This is a genomic window from Asticcacaulis aquaticus (genome assembly GCF_028550415.1).
Lineage (GTDB): Bacteria > Pseudomonadota > Alphaproteobacteria > Caulobacterales > Caulobacteraceae > Asticcacaulis > Asticcacaulis aquaticus.
This window is the reverse complement of record NZ_JAQQKX010000014.1, coordinates 40,972-67,649: the sequence shown is the minus strand read 5'-3', so window position 1 is coordinate 67,649 and position 26,678 is coordinate 40,972. Positions and strand designations below refer to the sequence as shown.

The 26,678-nt window shown below is 59.3% G+C and carries 19 protein-coding genes; 4 read left to right on the top strand and 15 right to left on the bottom strand.

What is annotated here, in order from left to right; all coding sequences use genetic code 11:
• Nucleotides 1-75: 75 nt before the first annotated feature.
• Nucleotides 76-864 carry a DUF72 domain-containing protein gene (locus tag PQU92_RS15450; protein ID WP_272749151.1) on the top strand — a complete coding sequence of 263 codons (789 nt, stop codon included), beginning with the start codon at nucleotides 76-78 and terminating at the stop codon, nucleotides 862-864.
• Nucleotides 861-1,949, top strand: coding sequence for a hypothetical protein (locus PQU92_RS15445; RefSeq protein ID WP_272749150.1), 1,089 nt, complete (start codon nucleotides 861-863; stop codon nucleotides 1,947-1,949). The genes PQU92_RS15450 and PQU92_RS15445 overlap by 4 nt, the downstream gene beginning before the upstream one ends.
• A gap of 184 nt (nucleotides 1,950-2,133) precedes the next feature.
• Here PQU92_RS15445 and PQU92_RS15440 read toward each other — a convergent pair whose 3' ends face one another.
• Nucleotides 2,134-4,059 (bottom strand): S9 family peptidase, encoded by a 1,926-nt coding sequence (locus PQU92_RS15440; protein ID WP_272749149.1) that lies wholly within the window; start codon nucleotides 4,057-4,059, stop codon nucleotides 2,134-2,136.
• Between the two features lie 73 nt (nucleotides 4,060-4,132).
• Entirely contained in the window at nucleotides 4,133-6,019 is a 1,887-nt protein-coding gene (locus tag PQU92_RS15435; protein ID WP_272749148.1) for a glycoside hydrolase family 2 protein, read from the bottom strand.
• Nucleotides 6,020-6,522: 503 nt separating this feature from the next.
• Here PQU92_RS15435 and PQU92_RS15430 point away from each other — a divergent pair.
• Both PQU92_RS15430 and PQU92_RS15425 read left to right on the top strand, forming a co-directional pair.
• A complete protein-coding gene (locus tag PQU92_RS15430) occupies nucleotides 6,523-7,068 on the top strand; it encodes a DUF4142 domain-containing protein (protein WP_272749147.1) in 546 nt (181 codons plus the stop codon).
• Between the two features lie 110 nt (nucleotides 7,069-7,178).
• Nucleotides 7,179-7,721 (top strand): glutathione peroxidase, encoded by a 543-nt coding sequence (locus PQU92_RS15425; RefSeq protein WP_272749146.1) that lies wholly within the window; start codon nucleotides 7,179-7,181, stop codon nucleotides 7,719-7,721.
• A 48-nt stretch (nucleotides 7,722-7,769) separates the two neighbouring features.
• On the opposite strand, the gene PQU92_RS15420 is transcribed toward PQU92_RS15425, so the two are convergent.
• From PQU92_RS15420 to PQU92_RS15360, 13 genes are all read right to left on the bottom strand, one after another.
• Entirely contained in the window at nucleotides 7,770-8,204 is a 435-nt protein-coding gene (locus PQU92_RS15420) for a helix-turn-helix domain-containing protein (RefSeq protein WP_438263831.1), read from the bottom strand.
• Nucleotides 8,205-8,226: 22 nt separating this feature from the next.
• Nucleotides 8,227-8,931 carry a helix-turn-helix domain-containing protein gene (locus PQU92_RS15415; protein WP_272749145.1) on the bottom strand — a complete coding sequence of 235 codons (705 nt, stop codon included), beginning with the start codon at nucleotides 8,929-8,931 and terminating at the stop codon, nucleotides 8,227-8,229.
• 25 nt (nucleotides 8,932-8,956) lie between these two features.
• Nucleotides 8,957-9,598: a TIGR02466 family protein gene (locus PQU92_RS15410; protein WP_272749144.1), complete on the bottom strand. Its 642-nt coding sequence runs from the start codon at nucleotides 9,596-9,598 to the stop codon at nucleotides 8,957-8,959.
• A 21-nt stretch (nucleotides 9,599-9,619) separates the two neighbouring features.
• On the bottom strand, nucleotides 9,620-10,252 hold the full coding sequence (locus tag PQU92_RS15405) for a TIGR02466 family protein (RefSeq protein WP_272749143.1): 633 nt from the start codon (nucleotides 10,250-10,252) through the stop codon (nucleotides 9,620-9,622).
• 13 nt (nucleotides 10,253-10,265) lie between these two features.
• Complete coding sequence (locus PQU92_RS15400; RefSeq protein WP_272749142.1) at nucleotides 10,266-11,093, bottom strand: rhamnogalacturonan acetylesterase; 828 nt, start codon at nucleotides 11,091-11,093, stop codon at nucleotides 10,266-10,268.
• Nucleotides 11,094-11,169: 76 nt separating this feature from the next.
• Nucleotides 11,170-12,279 carry a pectinesterase family protein gene (locus PQU92_RS15395; protein WP_272749141.1) on the bottom strand — a complete coding sequence of 370 codons (1,110 nt, stop codon included), beginning with the start codon at nucleotides 12,277-12,279 and terminating at the stop codon, nucleotides 11,170-11,172.
• Nucleotides 12,280-12,398: 119 nt separating this feature from the next.
• The gene (locus PQU92_RS15390) at nucleotides 12,399-16,049 is read right to left on the bottom strand and encodes a TonB-dependent receptor (protein WP_272749140.1); all 3,651 of its coding nucleotides are present in this window, start codon (nucleotides 16,047-16,049) and stop codon (nucleotides 12,399-12,401) included.
• A 1,122-nt stretch (nucleotides 16,050-17,171) separates the two neighbouring features.
• Complete coding sequence (locus PQU92_RS15385; RefSeq protein WP_272749139.1) at nucleotides 17,172-18,080, bottom strand: rhamnogalacturonan acetylesterase; 909 nt, start codon at nucleotides 18,078-18,080, stop codon at nucleotides 17,172-17,174.
• A 197-nt stretch (nucleotides 18,081-18,277) separates the two neighbouring features.
• Entirely contained in the window at nucleotides 18,278-21,391 is a 3,114-nt protein-coding gene (locus tag PQU92_RS15380) for a TonB-dependent receptor (RefSeq protein WP_272749138.1), read from the bottom strand.
• Nucleotides 21,392-21,522: 131 nt separating this feature from the next.
• Nucleotides 21,523-22,491, bottom strand: a complete 969-nt coding sequence (locus PQU92_RS15375; protein WP_272749137.1) for a FecR family protein — start codon at nucleotides 22,489-22,491, stop codon at nucleotides 21,523-21,525.
• On the bottom strand, nucleotides 22,491-22,970 hold the full coding sequence (locus PQU92_RS15370; protein ID WP_272749136.1) for an RNA polymerase sigma factor: 480 nt from the start codon (nucleotides 22,968-22,970) through the stop codon (nucleotides 22,491-22,493). The genes PQU92_RS15375 and PQU92_RS15370 overlap by 1 nt, the downstream gene beginning before the upstream one ends.
• A gap of 264 nt (nucleotides 22,971-23,234) precedes the next feature.
• Nucleotides 23,235-25,574: a TonB-dependent receptor gene (locus PQU92_RS15365; RefSeq protein ID WP_272749135.1), complete on the bottom strand. Its 2,340-nt coding sequence runs from the start codon at nucleotides 25,572-25,574 to the stop codon at nucleotides 23,235-23,237.
• Nucleotides 25,575-25,772: 198 nt separating this feature from the next.
• Entirely contained in the window at nucleotides 25,773-26,378 is a 606-nt protein-coding gene (locus tag PQU92_RS15360) for a DUF1134 domain-containing protein (protein ID WP_272749134.1), read from the bottom strand.
• Nucleotides 26,379-26,678 lie beyond the last annotated feature (300 nt).

Sequence of the window (26,678 nt, the reverse complement as noted above, 5' to 3'; positions counted from 1 at the left end):
AATTTCAGCCGTCATGACTTTTTCACTCGACGCTTAGCTCGCTTTGGCGTTCAGTGCGGCAAACGGAGGCACCTCATGAGCATCTATATCGGCATCGGCGGCTGGAATTTCGAACCCTGGCGCGGCACCTTCTATCCGGACGGCCTGTCTCAGAAGAAAGAGCTGGAATATGCCAGCCGGCAACTGACCTCGATCGAGATCAACTCGACCTATTACGGCACGCAAAAGCCGGAAACCTTCGCCAAGTGGCGCGACGATACGCCGGACGGTTTCGTCTTCTGCGTCAAGGGCTCGCGCTATACGACCAACCGCCGGGTACTGGCCGAAGCGGGCGAGTCGATCGAGAAGTTCATCGGGTCGGGCGTCACCGAGTTGAAGGACAAGCTGGGGCCGTTCAACTGGCAGTTCATGGCGACGAAAAAGTACGATGCCGAGGATTTCGAAGCCTTCCTGAAACTGCTGCCGAAATCGCACGACGGCGTGGCCCTGCGTCATGCGGTCGAGGTGCGCAGCCCAACCTTTCAGAACGCAGAATTCATCGACATGGCGCGGCATTACAACGTCGCCGTGGTCAACGCCTTCGACGAGGACTTCCCGCAGATCGGCGACCAGACCTCCGATAGCTTCGTCTATATGCGGCTGCTGGGCACCGAGGAAAAGGAACCCATCGGCTATTCTGAGGCGGCGCTCGATGAATGGACGACGCGATTGAAGACGATCGCTCACGGCAAGGTGCCGGAGGACATTGCCTGCGTCGGACACCGTGGTGACGGCAAGCCGCGCGATGTGTTTGCCTATGTGATCAGCGGCGACAAGGTGAAAAACCCGCACGCCGCCAAGGCATTGATCGGGAAACTGAAATGAAAGCCCTGCCCTTTAGCCTGATCCTTTTGGCGGGCGCAGCGAATGCCGAACCGCAGGTCTCTCAGCGTTTGCTGGACGATTACAAGGCCCTTCAGGCGACCGCAAAGGGCCTGAAAGATCCGGCGATCCGCACGCCGACCGTCGATGCCCTGACACCCGGCACCTGTATCCGCCATCGCGCCAATCTCAGCGACGCCGACAAGGCCGCGATCCTCGGGCAACTGGCGGCACGGGGTTTTGTCGCCGACACCAGCACCGCGACCATGACCGGAGTATTTCCACCGCTGAACGGCGACGGCACCGCCTGTCCCACCTCGCCGCAGTCGTTCGCGGCGACGCCGGGTGGCACGCTCTATTCGCACCACGGCTGGCCGGGCGGCCTGCCGGAACACGAATTGCTCAACCAGCGCATCGGGGCCGACCTGTCGAAGCGCTACGCCAGGGCGGGCGATGTGCCGGTCGATGGCGACCTCGTCTCGGCGGCGGCGATCTGGCACGACTGGGCCAAGATCATGGTCTTTCAGTGGAAGCCCGACGGGACGCTGCTCAGTGAGTTGCGTATCGGCGGCCCAGCGGCCACGGGCTCGCACCACATCCTTGGCATCGCCGAGACCATGGCGCGCGGGCTATCGCCGCGTCTGGTCATTACTCAGGCCTGCGCCCATGCCGCGCCTTTGGGTGAGGACGCGCCGAAGTTCGTCGTCTGGCTGGAGGCCGCCGCGATCATCGCCCGCGTCGATCCGGTCAAGGCGGGGTATCTGCGCCAGACTGACAAGGGTCTCGATGTGAACTGGAGTACCGGCCTGACGGGGGAAAGCGGCATCTGGCGCGAATGCCTGATCCACACGGCGTCGGACGACAACTACCGCCATTCGCACACGGTTTCGACGGCCGCTGACGACGTACTGAAAAAGCTGGCCCCGCAGTTCGGCTATGACCCCGCAGCGGGGAATTACCTGATGAAGTACCGTCACGTCGCCATGAGTGAACTCGGTGGCGACCGCATTCAGGCGCTGCTCAGCACGCAGGGCGAAGCCGCCGTGCTGGCGGAATTGCAAAAGCTCAGGAAGAAGGGGCTGTTTTAACTTCTTATACCTCCCCAGTTTACTGGGGAGGGGGACCGCACGAGCCGCGAAGCGGTGAGATGTGGTGGTGGGGGTTCTTGCTTACTTATGATAGCGGATACGGAACCTCAGTAAGATACCCCACCACCATTGACTCCGCCAATGGTCCCCCTCCCCGGCAAAGCCAGGGAGGAGTAGAAAAGGGTCACTCCCCCAACAAGGTCTTTTCCCAGAAGATCAAACTCGCCCAGAACTGATAGTCCTGATTGGCTTTCTTGGCGAAGCCGTGGCCCTCATCCTTACCGACCAGATGCCAGGCCATGCCGCCCTTGGCGCGGACGGCAGCCACCATCTGATCGGCTTCGGATTGCGGCACGCGCGGATCATTGGCCCCCGTCACCACCATCAGCGGGATGTTGAGTTTCGCCACACTGGTCATCGGTGAGATTTCCAGCAGCTTGGCCTTTTGCTTCGGGTCGCGCTCGTCGCCGTATTCGACGCGGCGCAGGTCGCGGCGATAGCTCTGGGTGTTTTCAAGGAAGGTGACGAAGTTGGAAATCGCCACCACGCAATTGGCGCCTTTCAGCCGCGCGCCGTAACGGATGGCGACCGCGTAGCACATATAGCCGCCGTAAGACCCGCCGGTCACGGCGATCTTCGAGGCGTCGACGCCGGCGTCCTTATCCAGCACGTCGAGGAAGGCCCCTATATCCTTGACCGAGTTTTCGCGCAGAAACGGCCCGTTATCGAGCGACACGAAGCGCTTGCCGAAGCCGGTCGAGCCGCGCACGTTCGGATAGAAGACGGCGATACCCAGTTCGTTGACCAGATAGTTGGTGCGACCGAGGAAGCCCGTCGTCGATTGCCCTTCCGGACCGCCGTGGATATTGACGATCAACGGGCGCTTGCCGGGGAACTTCTTCGGATCGGGGCGATAGAGGAAGCCCGACACCTTTTCCTTGTCAAACGAGGTCACCTCGACGAATTGCGGCTCGGCATTGACATTGGGGTCCAGCCCACCGGTTTCGGACTGCGTCCAGCGCTTGACCGTCATGGTCTTCGGATCGACGGAATAGGCGTCCGACGCCGCCTTGGCCGAGGCGAGCGTCAGGCCGATCTCGCCCCACGGCGCGAAGTCGAAACCGCCGATGGTGCCGTCCGGCAGGCCGGTGACAGGGGTCGATTTGCCCGTCTTCGGATCGAGCAGACGCAGGCGCGTCACGCCCGCCTCATTGACAGAATAAGCAATCATCGATCCGTCGTCGGAAATATCGAAGCTGTCGACATCCCATTTCGGCTCCGGCGACTTCGGCGTGAACTTGCCGGTCTTGATGTCGAGCGTCCCCAGGCGCTGGAAGTCCGAACCTTCGTCGGACGTCACCCACAACGTGCCGTCCGGCGCAAAGGTCGCGCCACCATAGGCGATGTCTTTCTTATGGTCGCCGATCGGCGTCTTCTGGCCCGTGGCGAGGTCGAGCAGGTACAGGTTCGACTTGGTCACCGACACATATTCCGCGATGACCGCGGTCTTTTTGTCCGGCGCGAAGTCGGCAAAGCCCCAGCCACCGCCCTTGACCTCGGCGACCATTCTGTCGGTCTTCGGGGCGCGCGGGTTCATCACGTAAAGGTCGTTGTCGGTGCCGTTGCGGCGCGTCGAGCTGTAAGCGATCAGTTCACCGTCCTTCGAGAAGCCCTGAAAACCGTTGCGGCTCTTGCCATCGGTCAGAAGCGTCAGCTTGCCGTCTTTCAGCGTATAGAGCTGAAAGAACTCGCTGCCGCCGGTATCCTTCGAGACCAGCAGCACGTCGCCCTGCGGCGACCAGCTACCGCCGACCGGTTCGGCCTCGAATGAAATCTGGGTGCGCGCCCCCATCGGCATTTTCACGACATGAAGCTGCGCGACATTGCCGAAGCGCGTCGAGATCAACATCGACTTGTCGACCGGATTCCAGCCGCGGAAGCCCGCCGTGCGAAACTCCATATAGGGCCGCGTCGCTGCAACCATGGCGTCCGGCACCGCCGGGATACCGTCGGCGATCAGATTGGCGGGCTTCTCCGCGTCGGCAAAGGCCGACATCGGCAACAGAGATACGCCTACGGACAGGGCCAGCAAGGCCATTGATTTGCGCATGATTCAGCTCCCAGCATGAAATTGCGGAAACTAAATCACGATCCTGTCGCCTTTGATACTAAATTTTCCGCAACTATTTTGCGGTGTCGGCCGCCTTGCGAACATAGTAGTCGGCCAGCACCTCGAAGGCCAGCTTGTGCTCGCCGGTTTCCGACAGCAAACCCTTGCGGTTCCAGCCGTTCTGATAGATCGGATGTTCGCGGCGCGGCGACTGGAAGTCCTTCAGAATCCACGGCGACATCCCCTGCAGCCCCGGAATCTTGTCGGCCATCTCCAGCGTCTTGCGGTAATATTCCGCCTGATACTCCTCGCTGAACTTCTTCGGTTCGCCCACCGCGTGATACCCGGCCAGCGCATCGGCACCGAATTCCGACAGGACGATCGGCTTCTTTTGCGGTGCGGTCCAGCGCATGTCCGGCAGGGCATCCAGCTTGTCGTCACCGTACCAGCCGGCATAGGTATTGACGGCCATGACGTCGAGCTTGTCGACCAGCGGGTCGTCGATGGCGATCACCACGTGGCCGTCTATGGTCTTGCGTTCGACCAGCAGCGCTGCCGAAATCAGACGCGTCGGATCGAGCGCACGGGCATTGTCGGCCATGGCGTTATGGAATTTGGTGCGCGGTTCGGAAATCGGCGTCTCGTTGCCGACGCTCCACAGGATGACCGAGGCGCGGTTGCGGTCGCGATAGATGGTTTCGGCCTGCATATGCTTGACCTTGGCCAGAGCCTCCGGGTTTTCCCAGTCCACCGTCCAGTACACGGGGATTTCGCTCCACACCAGAAGCCCCATCTCATCGGCCAGGCGCACGGTCACCTCCGAATGCGGATAGTGCGACAGGCGGACATAGTTGCCGTGCAGGCCGTATTTGATCTCGCTCAGCAGCGCGCGCGCCGCCTGAGGCGTGATGCGTCGTGCCGGATTGGTGCCGAACTCCTCCTCATGCAGCGAAATGCCGCGCAGGAAGATCGGCTTGCCATTGAGCAGTATCTGCTCGCCCTTCACCGCAATCGTGCGGAAACCCATCCGGTCCTTCAGCGTATCCCCGGCGGCGGAGAAGGTGACATCGTAAAGCGTCGGGCTTTCCGGCGACCACAACTTCAGCCCCTTGGGCGCCTTGACGTCAAAGGCCGCATAGCCCGTGGCGTCGGTCGTGGCGCTGACCTTGATCCCGGCACCGGCGACCGCGAAGGTCACGGCCTGACCGGCGGCATTCGCCCCGTTCAATTGCACACTGCCCGTGATGCGGCCCTGCGTCGTCAGGGTCGCGGTCGCATCGTCGACAAAGGTTTGCGGCGTATAGATCAGACGCACCGGGCGCGTGATGCCACCATAGAGGTCCCAGTCGGTGATCTCGGTCGGGATCGTCTTGCCGTCGTGTTTCGAATCGACGCCGACCGTCAGGCGGTTCTCACCCGCTTTCAACGCGTCGGTCACTTCGAACACGAACGGCGTAAAACCGCCCTCGTGGCGGCCGATTTCCTTGCCGTTCAGATAGATATAGGCGCGATAATTGACGGCCTCGAAACGGAGGAACGCGCGTTTGCCGCTCAGCGCTTTGGGCGTGAACTTGCGCTGGAACCAGATCAGGCCGTCATAATAGCGCAGTTCCGGTTCCGCGGCATTCCATGCGCCGGGGATGGACATCTGCGGTCCGCGGTCCATGTCGAATTCGAAGAAGGTCGCGCCGCCTTTCGCCTCTTCGGCCGCCACGTCGAGGTCGCGATAGCGCTGCATGCGCGATTTGGCGACCCAACCATTGATGTCGGTCAGGCCCGTCCGGTAGAGATCCTTCGAATAGGTCCACTGCCCCGACAGGTCGTCATTTTCCCGGTCGATCGCGCCTGTCAGCAGGTATTTCGGTCGCAGGTCCGACGCCGCGTTTTGTGCCATTACCGGCGCGGCCGACATCAGACACAGGCCGATCACAGCCGCGATCAGACGGGACAAAAGGGGCATGGAGCGTCTCCGGTTATTTTTTGTTGGCGATGGGTGGCGGCCCATTGGTCGATCTATTTTCACTCTATAGCGCGCAAGGGCCAACCAATTCAATCATATTCAGTCGAAATTGCGCGCCCGCTCGTGTTCAATCGTTTGCGTCAGTTCCAAAGATTTCAACCTCGCGATCAATATCGCACAGATTGTGCGAGCACTACCTTTGCGATTTCCTTATAAGCGACTCTCTGGCCATATATTTTATCCTTACGCGGATCAGCCTAGCCCTATTATGGCAATCGAAGCCATTGCCCGCGCCCTTGCGTCGCGATTGGATAAATTCCCTTACAATTGAACACAGTCCGGCCCTGCTTTCGCCAGAAAGACATGGGATTTTCGTGACAGGTCCCGCCCTCAGGCCACTGCATAAGAAGGGCAATCATGATGGTAAAGCGTTGCGGTTGCCGCAATGTCGGGTCTTTTCAGAAGCGAGTCTGTCAGTAACCTTCCCCGAAGGACAAGACCGCATGTATATGTCCCCGCATCGCCTGAGCGATCTGATTGCCACCGCCATCCCCTTCCCGTCCGGCCATCTATTTCACCGCCGCCTGACGCCAGAAACCTTCGTCACCGCCGTGTCGCGTCTCAACAGCCTGGCCATTCAGGTCCACCGGACCGCCAGCCTGCGTAGCCGCCAGCCGGAAATCCAGACCTATGCCCGTCAGATGGCGGAGGGCCATATCTGGCTGAACGAGGCGCTCCTCACCGCCTGCGAAGCCAGCGGCACCCCCAAAAGCATGGAATATACGCCCGATATCGCCCAGCAAAAACGCCTCGACGACCTGCAACTCTGCGAAGCCGCGGATTTCGATTTCGACTATATTCGTCTGCAAAACCAGATCTATATGGAAATCGTCATCCTGTGCGAACAGTTTTCCCATCGGCATAGTCATGACCGGCTGGAAATCTACGCCCTGACCATGTGCAACTATCTGCGTTTCCATCTGGAGCAATTTGCCCCCGGCGGGGCCGCCAAAACCCCTTCAGAAGATATTGCGCCAAAGATCGTTTAATATCCTGTCTTATAAACTGTTTTCTAAAAAATGGCCACCGTTCCGGGTGGCCCTTTTTTATTGACCCGCCCTGCGACGCGCTTCTATGGTGAGTGAAACGGAGTGCCCCCATGAGCGATCTTTACGACATCCCCCTGCGCCGCATCGATGGATCGGACGCTACGTTGAAGGATTTCACGGGCAAGGTGTTGCTGGTCGTCAATGTCGCGTCGAAATGCGGCCTCACGCCGCAATACGAAGGCCTTGAAGCGCTTTATCGGGCAAGGCAAGGCGAAGGCCTTGAGATTTTAGGATTCCCCGCCAACGACTTCATGGGGCAGGAACCCGGCACCGAAGCCGAAATCGCCAGCTTCTGTTCTACGAATTTCGACGTCACCTTCCCCCTGTTTGCCAAGATCAGCGTCGCAGGGGACGGCAAGCATCCCCTGTACAAGGCCCTGACCGAGGCCCGCCCGAAAGCGACCGGCGACGAAATCATGCGGGAAAAATTCGCAGGCTACGGCTTCCCGCCCACCCCGGCGGGCGAAGTGCTGTGGAATTTCGAAAAATTCGTCATCGGCCGCGGTGGCAAGGTCATCGAACGCTTTTCCCCGGACGTAACGGCCGAAGACATCCGCCTCACCACGGCTCTCGACCGCGCACTCAAGGCTTAGACTGGAACGACTTTAAAATAGAGTCGTCAGCCAGTCGGATATATCGCTTTAGCTGAACGCCCGCGCGGCGGCATGAATGGCCTTAAGCTGCAAGGGGCTCAGGCGACCGAGTTCCCTCAGCAGATGAGGATTGCGAAAATATATCCATTGCGCGTCCTCAAACCAGCCGCAAACCGTGGCAGGCGCACAATCCCATTGCGGCGTCGGCAGTATATCGACCGGATGCACCTGCATCTTCTCACAGATATCCATCAGCTTCGAACAACTGACTCGGTTGGTTCCCCGCTCGTATTTCTGCACCTGCTGGAATGTAACCCCAATCCCTTCGGCCAGTATCTCCTGCGACCATCCGCGCGCCTTGCGCAACCGGCGAATGGTCAAACCCACGTGCCGATCGACCGGATGTGCCTCTTTTAGCGCCCCCATCACCTTCTCCTTTTGTACAATCAAAAGATGAAGCATGATGAATTTCGCGTCAATCAATATTATTCATTTATCGCATATTTTATTCAAAATGACTTCCGGCCGCGACAATGGGATAAAGACCATCGACCTCCGTCAACGGTAGCTTGCCGATCACTTCTTCATAGGCGGGCCGCCCCTCTGTATCGCTCGCCTCGTAGTGCAGAAGCTCCACAAAGTGACTGCCCTGTCGGATAAACCGGCGTACCAGATACCCGCCGCTTTTCAGCTTGACGACCACGCCCCCATACCGGCGCGGCAGGGCCTTCAGATCATAAAAGACAACTTCCCCCGCCTGCAGGTACGGCGCCATGTCCTCAGTCAGTTGTCGCATAAATCGTATATGCGGACCGCCCAATCGATCCATAAGCGTCTTGACGGCAGGGTCGGTTTCGAACATTCCCGTTTCAGGCGCGTCGGCGCGATCCAAGGCCGACGGAAATCTTTCATCATGCTCCAGAAGCCTCACCTCGGCCTCCAGATCGCGGGCGGTAAACCCCAGAGCCGCCAGTATCCGGCTGCGCACCGTCAGGCGCTCGTAGAAGGCGCGGCTATCGCCGCTTTCGTAGCGGCCCCAGGTAGGTTGCGACGTGCCGGCGGCTTTGGCGGCCTGATCCTGAGACAGACGCGCCCGTAAGCGCAGATGCGTCAATGCCTGACCATATACAACCGCCTTGTCCACCGTGCCTCCGAGCGAGCCAGATTCTGCCCACGACCATAGCGTGTCGAAGACGGCCCCGAAAGCCACTCTCACGGGGTCATTAAGCGATTTATCAGTTTTCGAGGTTGAGATTGAAACTTAGCGAGACACTTGGGCCCGTCGCCAGGTTCGTCGTTATTTCCTGACGCAACCAGCTTTCCCAGAGCAAAAGCGTGCCGCGTTGCGGAATAACCGGAATAAAGGTCTGACGATACAGACGGGCATCCGGAAGACGTGCGGGCGCATGCATCATCATGCCCAGACGGGGATCTTCGAACCTCAGTTTTCCGGAATTTTCGGGCACGCTCGTATAAAGCGTCCCCGATAGGACACTATGGGTATGGATATGGCTGGGCTGTGCCCCGTTCGGCTCAAGCAGGTTGATCCACAGGCGCGTCACCCGCAGCTTTTTACCGCCTAAGTCCAACTGGGCCTGCGCGGCAAAAAGGGCGGCCTGATACGCCAGAACCGGTTTCAGTTCGGCGAAAGCATCATCGACGTCTGCCGGGTCAGGCACAGACGGGTAAGACGTGTAACCGGGATAGCCGTTGCGTTTGGACCACTGCTGACCTTCACGGTCGTCGACGGCCATCCGGCGGCACCCTGTGTCCAGCCGCGTGACAAGACTATCCGCCGACGTCCCGGCCAGTTCGGTCTTGTAAATGTCCGTCGCAAAGGCCGGCATCAGCGAACCCGAGGCAGATATGTCCTTCATGTCCTGTCCTGTTCGCCGGATTTACATATCGAGATTGAAACTGATGGAGAGACGCTTGCCGTTCCCCGTATTGATGCCGACCTGATGGCGCAGCCAGCTTTCCCAGAGCACAAGCGTGCCACGCTGAGGCGTTACGCTGATGAAGGTCCTGCGAAAGGGTTCGGCCTTCGCCTGACGCGGCGGTGCGTGCATCAGGAGCGGCTGGCGCGGATCTTCGAGGTCCAGATCACCGGACCCCGGCGGCGTTTCAAGATAGATCGTGCCTGAAAACGCGTTCAGGGGGTGGTTGTGCCCTGTATGCCCGCCGCCCGGGTCAAGAACATTGATCCACATATTGTAGAGTTTGGGCACCTTTCCCTGCAAATCCAGTTCAAGAAGCCTCGCGTAAATAAGCGATTGTGTCTCAATCAGCGCTTTGAGTTCCCCGAACGCCGGATCGATGACCGTCAGATCCAGAATCGATCCGTAGGACGTGTAGCCTTGGTAGGTCTTGGCTTTCGACCACGCCTGCCCGGCCTTATCCTCCGCCGCCACACGGTGGCAAGCGGCGGTGAGGCGCGTCAGCAATGGGTCGGCGGACGTGTCGGCCAGGTCGATACGATAGGTCTCCGTAACGAACACCTGCAACACCGAACCCGCTGGTGTCTGAGTCATGTCACGCACCACCTTACGGCGTGACCACCAGCAAGGGTCGCATATCGGGCACCGCAGCGGCCAGTTCGCGCGCCACCATGTCGGCAAAGTAATCCGCGCCCTCGCGCCCCAGATGCGTATCGTCGAAAGACAGTTTAGGCACCACCGTCGGGAGCGGTTCACCGGCCTTCTTCTGAGGTTGAATCTTGCCTGTCGGTTCTGCCCCGCGCGGCAATTGCGCAAAACGATCGGCCGCCTCTTGCCCCATCGCCTGTACGGCTCTGGCACTGTCGGCATTGAGGTCGATCACGGGCACCTGCATTTCGGTGGCAATGCGGCGAACGGCCTCGGCCCACGGTGCCAGAGAATTCACGTGCTTGGGGCCGTCGAAAGCGCGGCGCGTCAGGGGCGTCACCAGAACGGGTATGGCGCCTGCGGCTCTGGCCTCACGCACATACTGGCGAATATAGTCGGGAAACTCGGTCTCCAGATTGGTCGTGCGGTCCGTACCCGGCTGGTCGTTATGGCCGAACTGAATCAGCACCCACACCTTGCTGTATCCGGGGGTGCGCATTTCGTTGAGGGCAATATCCCACGAACCCTCCGCGATATAGGTCCGCGAACTGCGACCCCCGCGCGCCAGATTCACGCAATTGGCAAACGAACTCACATGATAGCCGCAGAAGCTTGGCCCCCAGCCGCCGATCACCGCCGTCGTCGAATCGCCGACGAGGATAATTTTGGACGGGTTGATCTTTTTTACCGCCGGTTTGGGGGTTGGCGTGATGGTGGCTTCAGGCGTCTGAGCGAATGCGGCCAGAGGCCAGAGTGCCGTGACGGCAACAAGATATTTGAGCTTCATGGGAGTCTTCCTGCAGGGGTGCGGACAGCGACGACCGCATTGTCTTTTTTGATAGGCAAGGTAAGCGGGTTGGGTATCAGACGTGACTTGGCATCCAGTCACCGAATAGACGCGGACGCGAAAGCGCGAGGGCTTCGATCGGTGTCAGGGTCTGGCCCCGGCGCGTACCGCGGGCCCCCGGCCCGGTGTTGCGGTATTCACGAAAGCGCGCGTCTTCAGGCTCGAACCATGTTTTGGGATTACCGTCGGGGCCGGTGTACCACATGCGCGTCCATCCCAAGGGCGAGATATGACGGCCCATGTGACACTCAAGATAGGCCGCCATACCCACCGAACGCGGATCGCCCACACGTTTGCCATTCAACGTGGTGGAGGCGCGCCACGGCCGCCCCAGAAACACGCTTGCGTCGGGCACCCCTGCATCCGCCGTCAGGCGGCATCTGAAAAATGTCAGACCCGCCGCCTGATCGATCATCGTGCTGGGGGCGGCGATATAGCCTTCGACCGGGTCGAGCCTCGGCCTCGACCGGATGTCGCAGCGCTCGAACAGCGCAATCGCACCCCCAAAGATGAAATCGTAACTGCCCGCGATCAGGCACCTTTCAAACAACGCGCGACCTTCGGCGCAATACAAGGTGTCCTGATGGCTGAGAATATGACAGTTGCGCACCACGGCCCGGTCGCTGCCGCGCCCCAATGAGAGCGCAATGGCTTGCTGGCTGCCGCCTTCATCGGCGCGCAAACCACCGGGGCGACGCATCTCGGCGGGGGCATCGAACCCATTCTCGATGGTCAGATTTTCCATTCTGAACCCCGGCGCCAGAACGTTCAGGGTGGCGGTGCGGAAGGTGCCATAAGGCTTGCCGTCAGGTGCTATTTTCCCGGCATAGGCGTCGTTGGTCAGGACGGTTTTTGCAATACCGGCCCCGAAAATTTCGATATTGGCCCGCCGGATCGTCGTCTGGCCCGCGAAGGTGCCTGCCCTGATCTCTATGCGATAAGGAGAGGTCGTCGACGACGGCGCGGCATCGACGGCGGCCTGAAGCGTGGCATAGCTGCCCGGCTCTCCGGTCGGGCTTACGATCGCATCCGGCGTCCGCGCTTTGGCCTGCACGGACAGGGGAAGCTCGGCTAGGGGAAGCACGGCCAGCATAGACGCTACGCTACGTCGTGTAAGTCTGGACATTTTGATCCTTCCAGGGGGCAAGGTAAAAAGGGAGGAGGCTTCCGTCAGGATGCCTCCTCCAGGAGAGGAAAGAATATCATGCCTTCCGGGAACCCGATATGCGGGTTCCCGGACCTGCGTTACTGCATCTTGTAAACGATACCGACGTTGAAGCGACGGCCCGCATACTGGACATTCCAGGCCGACTCCGGCGACGCCTCAAGCCCCCGGGCGGTGCCGACGCGAACGCTGGCCTGCTTCGTCAGGTTGCGGGCTTCCCAGAAGATTTCGACGTTGTCGTTCACCTTGTGAGACACCTTGGCGTCGAGGTAGCCATATGCCTGATTGTAATAGGCTTCACCCGGATTATACGGCAGGGCCGCAAAGCTCAGTGGGTTGGTGCTCGGCCAGGCATAGGACGGCCGACGATCCACCCCACAGTTGGACATGCACTCCAGTACGTTGGACCGCTTCTGATAGGACAGACGGGCACTGGTCTTGCCGTCATCGTACCAGACCGCCAGGTTGGCGAAGTAATCCGGACGACCGGAGGATCCCAGGTTCTTACCGGTGATCAGGTCGGTGAACCCTGCTGCGCCCTTCGACTTGTTGGTCGAGTAGTTGAAGTCGACACCGGTATAGCGGAAGCGCCACGGCAGGAAGGTCAGGGCCGTCTTTGTCGAGAGCTCCCAGCCCGACTGGGTTTCACCTGGCTGGTTGATATAGGTGCCGTAGGTGAACTGGAAATCCGACAACGGACGACCGGTGACGGGATCGACCTCATCCGTTCCTTCGAAGACTCTCTGATCCGTCAAAACGATACGCAACGGTTTGCCGATCTTCACCTTCTGGCGATAATAGGCCAGCGACACATAGGTATCCTTATTGACGTACCATTCAATCGCGGTGTTGTTTTTCGTCGCCGTATAGGGCTTCAGATCCGGGTTACCGAAGGTGGTGCAGCTCTGATCGACCTCGGACACACCTTGGTCCGCTGGTGTTTCCGTACGCTCATCGATCGTACAGGCGCCGGCAGGGAACAGGTAGCTGACGCCGGGACGCGACACCGTTTTGGCCCAGTTGTAGCGAATGACCAGCTTATCCGGCACGGCCCAAAGAGCGGCGTTGTAGCTGGGGAGCCAGTCGGCATAGGAGCGAGCCACGGCAACCGGTTTGTTGATCGTGGTCGTAGTGACGCGATTATAACCGTTTGTCTCGTTCCATTCCAAGTTCACGTTGCCGGTATTTACATTCTTGCGCGTCGAGTTGATCGAAACATAGCCGCTGCCCGTTACCGACGAGAAGACCCCGCGGACGCCGAAATTGCCTTCGAAGGACATGTCGAACGGCAGCTTCTGTTCGAAATCGAACATGTAATAGGCAGCAGTGACCGTCTCGGCAGAGAAGTCTGTCGGTTTGGCATACAAATTACCGTCCGAGCCTTTACAGACCTTTACACAGTCGAAGTTATAATTAACGGTCGCCGGTGTCAGCGAGATGAGTTTCGCCAGATCGAGGCTGTTCCATTCGGTACTTTCCAGGCCTTCATAGCCCGGGAAGAAGGCGGCCCCATGAGTGTCCCAGATGCTTTGCTGGATTATCGACAGCAGATCAGCCCGGGGCATGGTGTGGACGCCATGCATCCAGGTGGTGGCCGTGGCCGTCATGGCGTTTGGCACATAGCCATAGACGCAGGCATTGACCGCCGTGGTGGTCGGCTGGTTTTCACACGCCCGCAGATTGCTCTGGTAGTCCGAAGTCGGCACGCTCACACCGGCCTTCGGGATGAAGCCTGCGCCCCTCCAAACCTGGGTATCGATCGCACGGTACTGCACCCCGGCCTTAAAGCGCTTGAGGATGGGGAAGTCGTCCATCCGGTAGGTCACGTCGAGCTTGGCCTGATCTTCCTGACCTGCGGTAATCCGCGGACGCCATCCAAGACCCACCACATCACTATATTGCGCGAGCTGTGACGCCGTCGCTCCGGTCGCCGGAAGCAGCGGCATATATTGCGATATATCATTGGGGTTGAAGTTCGAGGGGAGATCGATCTTCCACGACCCGTCCGGCGTCGCCGACATTTTAGCACCATACAGATACGCCCTGACGGACGTACGCAGGTCATAGCGCGAGTGGTCGGACGTGGTCCGGCTTGCCATGAAATCGATCTGCAGGGGACCGTCTTTGTAGTTGGCGCCCGTCTGGAGATAAGAGGTGTCGAATGTCTGGGTGTTGAGGATATGATCGATCAGGTACTCGCCGCGGCCCAGCGTCAGGGACGTGACATGGTGCTTGCCGTCCATGGTCACCGACCCCGGCACGACATTGATCGCCTGCCCCACAACCGCGAAACCATTTTGGGTCGTGACGGCGCCTGCGGTGTTATCGAGACCGCGCCATGCCGAGATCTGATTGGGGTTATACAGATAATAGCCATCGCCTGCGATGATCGGGTCAACGGAATTAAGCGGGAAGGTTGTGTTGTTAACGAGCGTGTAGCTGTTTTTCCAGGCCGGCGTATCGCCTCGGGTGGTCGGGTTGATATCGATGTTGCCCTGGCTGCGGTTCGAGCGCCACTGATGCATTTCGCGGTTGGACTGCTGGTATTTGACGAAGGCCGTCAGCTTGTCATTGATGCGGTAGTCGAAACGGATATCCCACGATAGGCGGTCTTCGTACTGACGCTCAATCGCATCACGCACCTGACCCGGCGTATAGTCGTTCCACTGGTTCAGACAGGTGATGCGCTCACCAATACGCACGTTTTGAGCGTCGCGACGATTCACACCGCTGTTAACGGCGGTAGAAATCACCGCGAGCTCAGCTTCCGTATACAGTGGGAAGGCCGCGTCACAATCGGCCTTGGTCTTGGCATTAGCCGACTTGGTGACGACATCGAGCGGCGTATTGGTGTTGAACTTGCCGCTGCCGCTCACGAGGTCGTAGGAAGCGATGGGCACATTGGCCAAAGACCCTCCTACCGTGGCCGGATTGAATTGGACGGTCTTTTCCGGCGAATTGTCGAAATCGGCGAGACGGTAATAGCCCTGATCGAAATTATCCATCGAGGTCTGATGGCTCTCGTTCATCACCTTGCGGTAAGACAGGTTCCCCGTCACCCCCAGACGGCCCCCGAAGAACTTGCGCGACGCCACGATGCCGATATCCGGCGCCCATTTCTGGTTCAGCGAGTTACGCTCGCTGCCCAGACGCAGCTGAAGGTACGGCTTCTTGAAATCGAGCCCGGTACGCGTCTGAATCGACACCGTGCCGCCCAGACCGCCTTCCGTCTGATCCGCCGTGGCACCTTTGACAACGTCGACGCTCTTGATCAGGTCGGCCGGTAGTTCGCGCAGGTCCGCCGCGCGTCCGCCCGGCACATTGATGGCCAGATCAGCACCGGAAGGCGCGGTCGACATGCCGTCAAGCTCGACGCGCGTCAGATCGGCGGTATTACCGCGCAGGCTGATGGATTCGCCCTCACCCGTTTCACCGCGGGTGATACCGACACCTGCGACGCGCGACAGGGCTTCGTTGATGTTGCGGTCCGGGAACGAACCCACATCATCGGCGACGATGGAGTCGGTCGCAGTCTTGGCCCGCTTTTTCCGATCAATGGCGGACTGCTGCGATGCGCGGACGCCGACGACCACAACTTCCTGAATATTATCGGCCTTTTGTCCGCTATCCTGCTGCGCGAACGCGTTACCGCCCATCGTCAGCGTGGCCAGTACCGACAGCGCTGAGCCCGCCAGCAAATATCGCGAATATCTTCCTTGTACGTTTTTCATATTTCTACCCTGTTTCGTCGTTAGATGACGTGTTATCCGCCCGCTTACCCGCCGGTCAGCGCGCAAATTTTCTTTATTTTCTGATTGTTAGACATGGCAGCGAGCCCCCTCTCCATGCTGTGACATTGGTTTAGATTTGAGGTTCCTTACGGCAATCAAAGAAGAGGCGAGCACCCATGGGGTCGAAGCGCCCGCCTCAGTTGATCCAACGGGGATGAGGTTGGAACTTGCGACGCGCCGAGGCCCGTCATGACGAGAAACGAAAAAAGTGGCCGGTTGCCGTTGAGGTAAAATCAGCCGCAACCGGCCTGCACGGTCGGGCGCTTGCCCGCCCACTGCAGTTGGGAGGTTCGTGAATAGGAAATGGCACGGCCTTGGCGACGGCTGCGTCAGCGAGCCATGGTCGGCCTAAGCCAATGTTAGATAGCGGCCGGTCGGACCAGACATTGCGACCGACGGCCGTCTTTGAATTTCAGAACATTCATCCGTTAACCCCTGCTTTCGTTTATAATTGAACGACGCCTCAAGCTCCTGTTCGACCGTTGATCGACGAAGCTTAATTCGCGGGCTCAATGTTGCGATGCTGCAACCTACGCCATCATGTTAGCGGTATCTTTTCATTAAACGCAACAATATATTTATGTAAAAATTTCCAAATATGAAATGATAATTAAAAATGTTGCCAAAATGAAACATATATTAATAGTATATAATTATTTATTGTAGTGAAAATGGCATGAAAATAGACCAACTCAATCAATTCATGAGCCGGTTATACATTTTAATTAATATTATTATTTTCAATAAATACTGAAAATGTAATATTAATACATAAATTCAATTTTCATAAAAATTGAAAGCGGATAATTTTTATCTCTATGTATTAAGACATCGCATGTCTGGAAACCCGACATGGCGCAGACATTTTTTCGCCACGAAAGCCTTGGGACGGATGAACGGCATGCCTTAAAACGGTATGGCGGACGGCGGGCGCGCCTGTTGTCGCACCTCGGCTGACACACGCCCTTTCCTCAGGCACGCCAGACGTACACAGCAAAAAGCCCACCGTTTACACGGTGGGCCGTCGCACGCCCCGGGGAGCGGAGCGATATGGAGGGGGATTTATGGCAGCAAATCGCGTTTGAGATCCGGCACGGCCCGCGCCAGTTCGGACGCGACCAGCTTCGAGAAAAAGTCCGCCCCCTCACGACCGACATGCGTATAATCAAAGCTCGCCTTAGCCTGCCCCATAGGTTCGGTGGCGGCCCGAATCTGCTCTTCGGTCAGGGGCGGCTGGTTCGGTGGTGGCGTCACACCGGTAGATCCAGCGATCGTGTTGCCGGTCTTGCCAGCCTCAAGGACCTGCGGGGACGGCGGCCTTTGCGCCAGCTTCATCGCCTCAACCGCGCCCATCTTCTGAACTTCGGCCTGCGACCGGGCGTACAGATCGACCAGAGGCACATTCATCTCCCTGGCGACCTTGCGCGTCGCATCGGCCCAGGGGCCGAGATCGTTCTCGACCTTGCCATCCTTGAAGCCCCGTCGTGTCAGAGGCGTAACCAGCACCGGAACACCGCCGGCGGTACGAACCTCATCGACATATCGCTTCAGAAAAACCGGGAATTCGGTCACCAGATCGGTCGAACGGCCGGGCTTGCCGGGTTGATCGTTGTGACCGAACTGGATCAGCACGTAGGTCTTGCCGTAAGCGGCCGCCCCCGCCTTCACTTCGGCCAGAGCAATGTCCCACGACCCTTCGGCCAGATAGGTGAAGCTCGACCGACCGCCACGCGCCAGGTTGATACAGGCCACGAACGACGTCACATGGTCGCTACAGAAACTCGGGCCCCACCCCCCCAATACCGCCGTGGTCGAATCGCCGACCAGAATGATCTTCTTGGCATTGATTTTACGAATCTGGGCCCGCGCCTCGGCATCCGTAACGGCGATAGGTGGTGACGCGGGTTGTACCGTCTGAGCCACAGCGGGCAATGCCAGCAAACAACCCAGTGAGAAAAGTATGGTTTTCATGATTCCAAAGCCCTGTATTTGACGTTTTTGAAGCGCGCTGACCCGCTTTGTCCTGCGGCATAAACGGCAGGCTTTCAGCATCCGAAAACGCGTCGAAGATGACGAAATGACGATGATTGCCCAGACGCCTCCACATTCATTAAGACCGCCGGAACGATGCAGCCCGACATCGGAACGTCGCTTTTTAATTTTTTCGATTAAAAACCATAGCTCAGACCGACCGACAGAGTCCGCCCGCTCCACTGCACATCACTCAGGCGTCGGGCGGCGTAATCTTCCCAGGCATAGGTGGCCTCATTCGTCAAATTCAGACCTTCGAATCGAATCTGCAGATTTGGCGCAAGTCTGTACGCGATCGCTGCGTTGACATGCTGTGACGAATCCACACCGGACGCATCCATAGCCAGCGCCCCAGGGACACTGGTCAGGTAGGCGCTGCGATACACGGCCGTTATCTGGGCATCGAATCGACCGCGTTTATAAAAAAGGGTTCCCCGTGCTGTGCGTGGTGAAAGATTGACAAGATCGTAGCTCACCTGCCGGGCCCGACCACCCTGCATCAGTACGTAGTCCATATCGCTGGACATCAGCGTATAGCTGGCATCCAGTCCCAACCCCCGAAACGGTTTTGGCAGGGCCTCACCCCGCCAGCGCAGGGTCGCTTCGGCGCCCCTCAGTTTTCCGCCGGAGGTGTTGATAAATCGGGACATGAGAAAATCGTCAGATACCGAGGCCCCCGTCTTATCCAGCACAGTCGCTGACAGGCCTGTATCACTAAACCGCCCCACATAGGCGAGCGGCTGGATATAACTATCGATATCCTTGTAGAAAACGCCCATCGACATATTCAGATCGCGTGAAACATACCATTCGAACGTCAGATCGAGGCTTGTTGCGCGGATGGGTCTGAGCAGCGGATTCCCTGTGATAATCTGGCGCGAGGCACCGCTGACGCTCAGGGCTGTCGCCGCAGCGATACCGGTCAGCGGCGGTCGCGCCATGACCCTGGCCAGCGAAACGCGGACCACTTTCGCCGGATCAAGTTCCACGGCCAGATTGACGGTCGGCAGCGCATCGACATAGCGCCGGGAGACGGACTCGAATCTGGGGGTTCCGGACAGGTCCGAGGTCGACTCATCGTAAAAACGGGATATCTGACGGGTTTCGACCAGACGCAATCCCATATCGCCCTTATAAGGGTAACCATGCCAGTCACCGGTAAACCGGGCCTGTACAAATACGGCCAGATCGGTTTCGCGCACCGACTGATTGAAGCCGCGGGCCAGCGAGGTTTCGCGAGACAGGGCGGTTCGTCCGCTATTGGCATAAAGATCGTAGGCTCTGACAAAGGCCTCGGGGTCGGGCGCAAACCAGCATAGGGGCGTGTCTGCCGCCTTTGCCACCTTGTCGAGCCCGCAAAACGTGCGGCCTAGCGTACTCAGGCCCTCCGGGGGGATCGGAAAATCGGCCTCCCCTTCGGCAAATTTGTAAACCTCTGACGCAAAGCCATATCGCTTCCATTGAGCCCCCAGCACAACCTCAAACCCGTCATCAATCTGATAGGCCAGTTGCCCTTTCAGAACATCGAAATCGTTGCGGACAAAGTTGGGACGGAAGCGTATTTCAGGGCCGGTGGGGCCGGTACCGCCGGCCTGAGTCTGTCGCGGACCGAAATACCATTGTCCCGGATCGCTGACGTCGAACCCATAGCGAAAGGTCGGTCGGCTCTGGCCGGACCCGCGACTATCGAAAACAAAACCGTCGATATTGAACCTGTCGATATGGATGCCCAGTTCATCATGATTACGAAAACGCGATCGCGAAAAACCGGCGGCCCCCGCAAAGCGAAGCCGTGAGCCAAGCGTCTGTGCCACCTGTATCGACACCTGCTCGAAACGTGTCGAATAGTCATCCAGTATGGTCTCAGACCGCACGTCGACATTATCAAACAGGCCATAGACGACGCTGCCTTGCGCGTCGATTTCGAGGTCCCGGACCACGATCTCGGGTTTACCCCCTTGCCCGGCCCCCCGGCTGAACCCTATGGGGGACAAATAATAGCCTGTGCGACGCGTGTGAAAGTCCGAGCGCAGATAATCGACACTCAACAGCGTGGCGTCCGAAGGCTCCCACTGGATACCCGCCGTCAGACCCTTGCGCATGGCGACACCCAGGATGTCGGTATAGCGGTAAAACTGCGGATGATAGACCTCGGTGCTGTTGAGCTCATCATAGGCGCTGAGCGCTGTCGCATATTCCGTCGATACCACATCGCAAAGCCCGCCCGTACCGAGCGTGGGCCGACAGAAGCCACCATTTGACAGGCCGGTGTTCCAGTTCCCGCTGCTGACGCCCTGGATTTCAAAGGGCAACCGGCTGTAGGCTGCGGACACGGCCCATCCGAAGCGGGCGTCTTCGCGGCGATCGCTCATCAGGAGCGTCGCTCGGAGACCTCGCTCCCCGACCAGATCGTTATAGGTGCGACTGGCCCCAAGCTGAAATGTGTCCGGCTTCAGTTGCAACGGCTTCGGCGTCATCAGGAACACGCTGGCCCCTAGTGAACCCTCGGGCTGATCGGCGCGGGTGGTTTTGGCGGTCGCGATTTGACCAAACAGTTCCGACGGGAAAACGTTGAAATCGAAACCTCGCCCCCGGTTGCTCGCGAAATTCGGGCCGTCGGTCACGGCCTGGGCTTCGATGCCGTTGATCTCCACAAGCGACAGTTCCGGTCCCATGCCCCGAACGGAAAGAGTCCGCCCTTCCCCCTGATCCCGCGTCAATGCCGATCCGGGCAGAAGTTGCAGGGCTTCGGCAAGATTGGCTTCGGGATATCTGGCAATGTCGCCGGCGGTGGCCGTATCGACAATACCGGCACTGTCGCGCTTTCTGGTCTCGGCAAGGCGCAGGTCGCTTTTCAGGCCCTTGACGACCACCAGTGGCACGACCTCGTCGGGAGGCTTGACGGAACGCCGCACCTCTTCTTCTACGATTTCAGCCGGCGGGCGTTCCACCACAAACTGTCCGGGAGAGATTTCAACCGCCCTTAGCCCTGTTCCGGACAAGAGATGATGAAGCGCTTCGCGAGCCTCAAGGCGTGCGGTCAGAGCTTTTGTCCGGTAGCCTTCGACCAGCCGCGGATCGAACAGAACGGTGACCTTGCCCGCGCGGGCAATGGCTGTCAGGCTATCCTTCAAGGGCTGCGGGGCAAGATGCCAGTCAACAGGTTGCGCGTGTACGGGAAAGGCCGCCACTATCAACGCCAGCAACAAGCCGAGCGCCTTGTCCCTCCTGCCTCGCATATTCCTGCCCACTATATCTGCGGCACGTTCGGTCTGCCGTCATTTCCGCCGTCGGCATCAAAAGCCGGGCAGATGGGCAAACCTAAGGCTTCGATGAATATCTGAACAGTTAGACCTTGGTCAGGTGTATCAACGACGCCCCGTCATCGCGAAAGTTCGATAACATCGGGCGAATAACGCAGTTTGAGACCGTAAATCCGCGCCATGCTTTGCGCAAAGGCCGCCGGATTTCCCGTCTGGAAAACCCCGGCCACCTTAAGACCTGCCACGCGGGGATCAGACACGATCAGTTGAATGCGGCTGTAGCGGTTAAGCTCCCTGACAGCCTCGGACAAGGTAGAATCGGTAAAGACAATTTCCTGCCGCTGCCAGGCGGTCACAACCTGCGGCACGGGTCTGTCGGTGACTGCGTCCATACCATCCCGGATCATTACCCGATCGCCGGAAGTGAGGACGATGCTTTTATGCGTCTGTGCCTCGTCTGAAATCGCCCGCACGTCCACCTTGCCCGTCAGCAACGTCACCTCCACGACCGTCGGCTCGTTGCGGACCACAAAGCGCGTACCGAGCGCCGTCACACGCTGCCCCTTCGCATCGACGGTGAAGGGTCTGGCCGCATCGTGAGCGACACTGAAAATCGCCTCTCCGCGCTGCATGACAATACCCCGGGCACCACCGGTATATCGAACACTCAACCGGGTATCCGTGTTCAGCGTTATCTGAGAGGCATCCGCAAGCGTGACGACCCTCTGTTCTCCCTTTTGCGTTTCATAAACGACCGGTCGCGTAATTATCGAATAGGCGCCAAAGCCGAAAGCCAGGCACACACTGGCCGCCATGGCCGCGACCACACCACGTCGCACCAGAGCCCCTCGACGCATCGGCCTGGAGGCGCGCGCCGCGACCGGCAATTTTTCCCAGACATCGGTCGCTTCGTCGAACAGACTTTGTGCTTCCGGAGCCGACATCAGCCAGGCCTTGAAACCGGCCTCCGTCGCCTCCAGTCGATTATCGGTTTTTAGCCGTGCCATCCATACCGCCGCCTCGGCAACCAGCCGTGCGCGCGCCTCAGGGTCCAGCGAAGCCGTTTCCGGCCCATCTTCACGACGCATTACCATCCGTTCACCCAATTGATCAGGTCCATGGTCGCCCGCGCCACCTGTTTTTCGATTGCCGCTTCGGTCGAGCCTTCGATCCGGGCGATTTCCTTGTAGGTCAGCCCGTCCAGTCGACGGCTCAATAATATTCGCCGCGTTCGCTCAGGCAACCTGTCCAGCCCTTCCGTGAGCCGCCTGACGCGTTGTTGCGCCCGGAGCACTTCATCGGGCAGCGGGTTAGCATCGGGAACGGCCGGAAGCTCGTCAACCATTTCGATCATAGCCGCCTTATGCTGACGTTTTCTTTCATTATACGCCAAACGAACGGCGGTCGTGATCAGCAGGGCTTCCTGAGATCGAACGGCATTTTTCTGTTCATAGGCCTGCATTCGGGCGTAGGCGCTCTGCACAAGGTCATCTGCGTCCTGCGCGGCGATACCCTTGCGCATCACGACACGCCTCGCCTTCTCCAGTATGTGCCGCAACTGTTTCATTAAGTTCCCAAACGTGCCTATATTTTAAGACTGTGCGGAACGCCAATGTCGACAATTTTTGTGTGATTAATCGCACCCAAGGTTGGGGGCTGTCGTAGATAAGGATCAGAGGCTAGAGCCCCCAAAAGAGGATGTGCCCATCGGCAGCAGAATCTTCGGGGAGACATCTGTCGCCAACGCTGTAAAGGGAGTTATGTAATTTCCATCAGAAAAAAGCCGCTCCGGACAAACCGGAGCGGCCTGAGTTTAGCGCAGTTCTAAAATTTAGAACGTCTTACGCACCGTGACAAAGGCCTGACGCGGCGCGCCGGGCAGGATCGTCATGGCCGTACCGGCGGTGTCCGAGTTGGTGAAGCCGCCCGAACCGATGGTGGCGATATAGTCCGCACCGGTCAGGTTGGTGACGTTCAGCTGGACTTCGATGGCGTGCGGGAAGCGGTAGCCGAGCGTGGCTTCCATCGTCGTATAACCCTCGACCTTACCGCCGATGTTCTCGTAGGTGTAGAAGCGGTCGCCGGTCAGCTTGGCCGCCACGGTCCCGAACAGCGCGCCGTCGTCATAGCTGACTTCGGCATTGAACAGGTGCTTCGGCGTATCGACGACCGACTTGTTCTTGGTGCGAGCGCGGATCGTGCCGTCAGCGGCCACAACGTCGTTAGCGTATTTCGAGTCGTTGTACGAATAGGCCGAATAGACCTTCCACGCATCGTTCAGACGCCACGTTCCGGCCAGTTCGACGCCGGTCGTCTTCACACCGCCGACATTCGACAGAACCGGGGCATTGCCCTGGATCGAGGAACCCTGAGCCACCGCCAGGATACGGTTGTCGAAATCGACGTGATAGACGGCGACCACGCCACGGAAGCTGTTGAGGTTCAGGCGCATACCGCCTTCGACCGTCTTCGAGGTTTCCGGCTTGAGGCGGTTCTTCACGTAATCGACATTGGTCTGCGACAGCGAGCTGAACGGGCCCGACGTCGCCGCCGACACGTAGGCGGCCATGTTTTCGCTATACGAACCGAACAGTTCGACTTCCGGCAGGGCCTTGAAGACGAAACCGGCCTGCGGCAGGAAGCTGTCGTCGGACTTGATCGTACCGGACAGGGCGTTACCGGCGATGCGGCGGACGCTGTTTTCGACGGTCATCGACTTGAAGCCGTAGTTCAGCTTGAAGGCGTCGGTGATCGTCCACACGTCCTGCACATAGGCGACCGTGGTTTTGGTGTTGAAGGCGTATTCCCACTGCGTGAAGAAGGCGCCCGACTGGAAGTCCAGCGGATTGCGCTTCGGCGCGGCGGCGTCTTCGGCATAGAAGCGGCGGGCCTGATTGAAGTCGTTGTCCTCGGTCCACAGACCGATGGTCAGCTTATGCGCGCCGAGGTCGAAATCGACAGCGCCGAAAAAGCCGGTACGGTCGACGTCGTATTCCGTCGTGCGGACCGACAGCGGCGCATTGTTCGAGGTCGCGCCCGCGACGCCATAGTTCGGCGACGGCGTGTAGGGCGTAACCCACAGGCCCTGACCTTTATTGGTGTGGTTATAGACAGTGCCCGACACGCTGATCATGTCGTTGATACGGCCTTCATAGCCGAGATACATGACATCGTCGTCGCGGATACCGGCACCGTAGTAGTAGGCGTCGTCCACGCACGTCACGCCACCCTGATAGGGGTTGGTGCCGACACCGGTCCAGCAGCCCGACGCATTGAGGCGCGGCGTCGCACCGGCATAGTTGGCGGCGTTCAGATAGGCGGCGGCGACCTGCGTGGCCAGAGCGTAGTTCGGCTGGAAGTTATCCCAGTCGCGACCCAGACGACCGATCATGTCGAACGACATGTCCTGATAGTCCTGTTCGCGACGTTCGGAGTGGTTGACGTAGCCGGTCAGTTCGCCGTCGCCCAGCGGCAGGACGGCCTTGGCGTCGATCTGGCGCTGCTTCTGCTCGGAGCCGCCCTTCCACTTGTCGGCCTTCTGATCGGCGACCGAGACATAGGCGCGCAGACCACCGACGTTTTCGAGCGTGCCGGTCTCGAAGCGGCCATAGAGGCGGTACATCGCGTCCGAACCGGCCGTCCCGGCGACTTCGCCGCCCAGCTTGTCCGACGGATCGCGCGAGAAGAACTGCAGCGTGCCGCCGAGGTTCGAGGTCGAGGCCGCCGACAGGGCACCCGCGCCCTGCGTCAGGTCGACGCGACCGACATCTTCGCCGATGATGGCGCGCGAAATGTGCAGGCCGTTGTGGTTGCCGTAGGTCATGTCGCCCAGCGGCACGCCGTCCAGCGTAAAGCCGGTCTGATTCTGGTTGAAGCCACGGATCGAGATGCGGGTCGACCACTCATAGGCCCCGAACGCGTCCGCCGACTGGAACGAGACGCCCGGCAGCTTGTCGATGGCCTTCAGCGGCGAGGTGCCGGCGGCCTCCAGCGACAGGTCGGCGGCCTTGACCGACTGAAGCTGACGGCTCTGGCCCTGACCATAGACGATGACTTCGGTGATTTCGCCTTCAGCGGCGGCGACCGGCGCGGGCGCATCGGCGGCATGGACCGGCGCGGCGAAGGCGAACAGCGAGACCAGAGCGGCCCCGTTCAACAGAGTGGCTTTCATATCAATCCCCATAAGCGCCCGCATGGCGCTACTGGGGAGAGGTGGTTAAGCCGCGTTCACGACAGCGGCTTGACCGTTGCGCGACGCCGCCATGTCAGCGGCGTCTCGCTTTTGTGACGGGGATTTTCGGTCACAGGGCCGGATACGAAAAAAGCCGCCCCAAACGGGACGGCTTTGAAATCTATGCGGGATGCGCTTTTAGGCCGGGAACCACTTGCGGGTTTTGGAATAGGCCAGATAGCCGACGCTGGCCCCCAGACGGAAGCCGACACCGGCGCGAATCGGGGCGACGATCAGGTCGTCGGTCTGCTGGTAGTTGACGCCCAGACCGCCGACGAAATAGGCCGAGCCCTCGACGCCGGGGATGCGCTGATAAATCTCTTGCAAGTCGGTCAGTTGATAGACCAGCGCAAAGACGCGCGAGGCATTGCCGCCCGTGTCGAACCCGACCGATGGCCCCCGCCAGAAGATCTTTTCCGGGCTGGCCAGCGATTTCATGTGCACAAGGCCCTTGCCGTAACGCAGACCGACCGCGATGGCGCCCGAGACTTCCTCACCGGCGATATAGGCCGTCGGACGGTCGCCATAGTCGGCGAACACCTTCTCGATGGCACCGCCGAGCGCTTCAACGGTGACACCGAGGAAATCCGACCCGGCGCGCAGGATCTCATCGCGCTGATAGGTGGAATCGGTCGGTGCAGGGGTTTTAGCGGCCGCGGCCTGCGCCACCGACGGCAGCAGCGAGGTGACGAGCGGCGCGGCGGCGGTCGAGGCAGCGCCCAGAAGGAAGTGGCGGCGTTCCATGGTGTAAGCCCTCCGGCGAAAAAATACGAATAAGGCTTTATTAACCCTAAAGGCATGACCAAAGTCTTACCGTCCGCGTCAGCCCCGGTTCAGACTCCCATGTCCCCGTGTCCGGATTGCGGCGACTTTGCGCCCGTCTTGGCCACACCTCTGAAGGAAGGCTTAAGAGACGGTTTGGGAAGTCAGCGGTTGAGCACTCGCGAGGGATTTTTTCCGCAAAACGTAGTTTGACCGCAAGGCGGAAACGAAGCCTCGATGTGAACATCGGGGCAAGTTTCCAACATAGCGGGCGGAAATAAA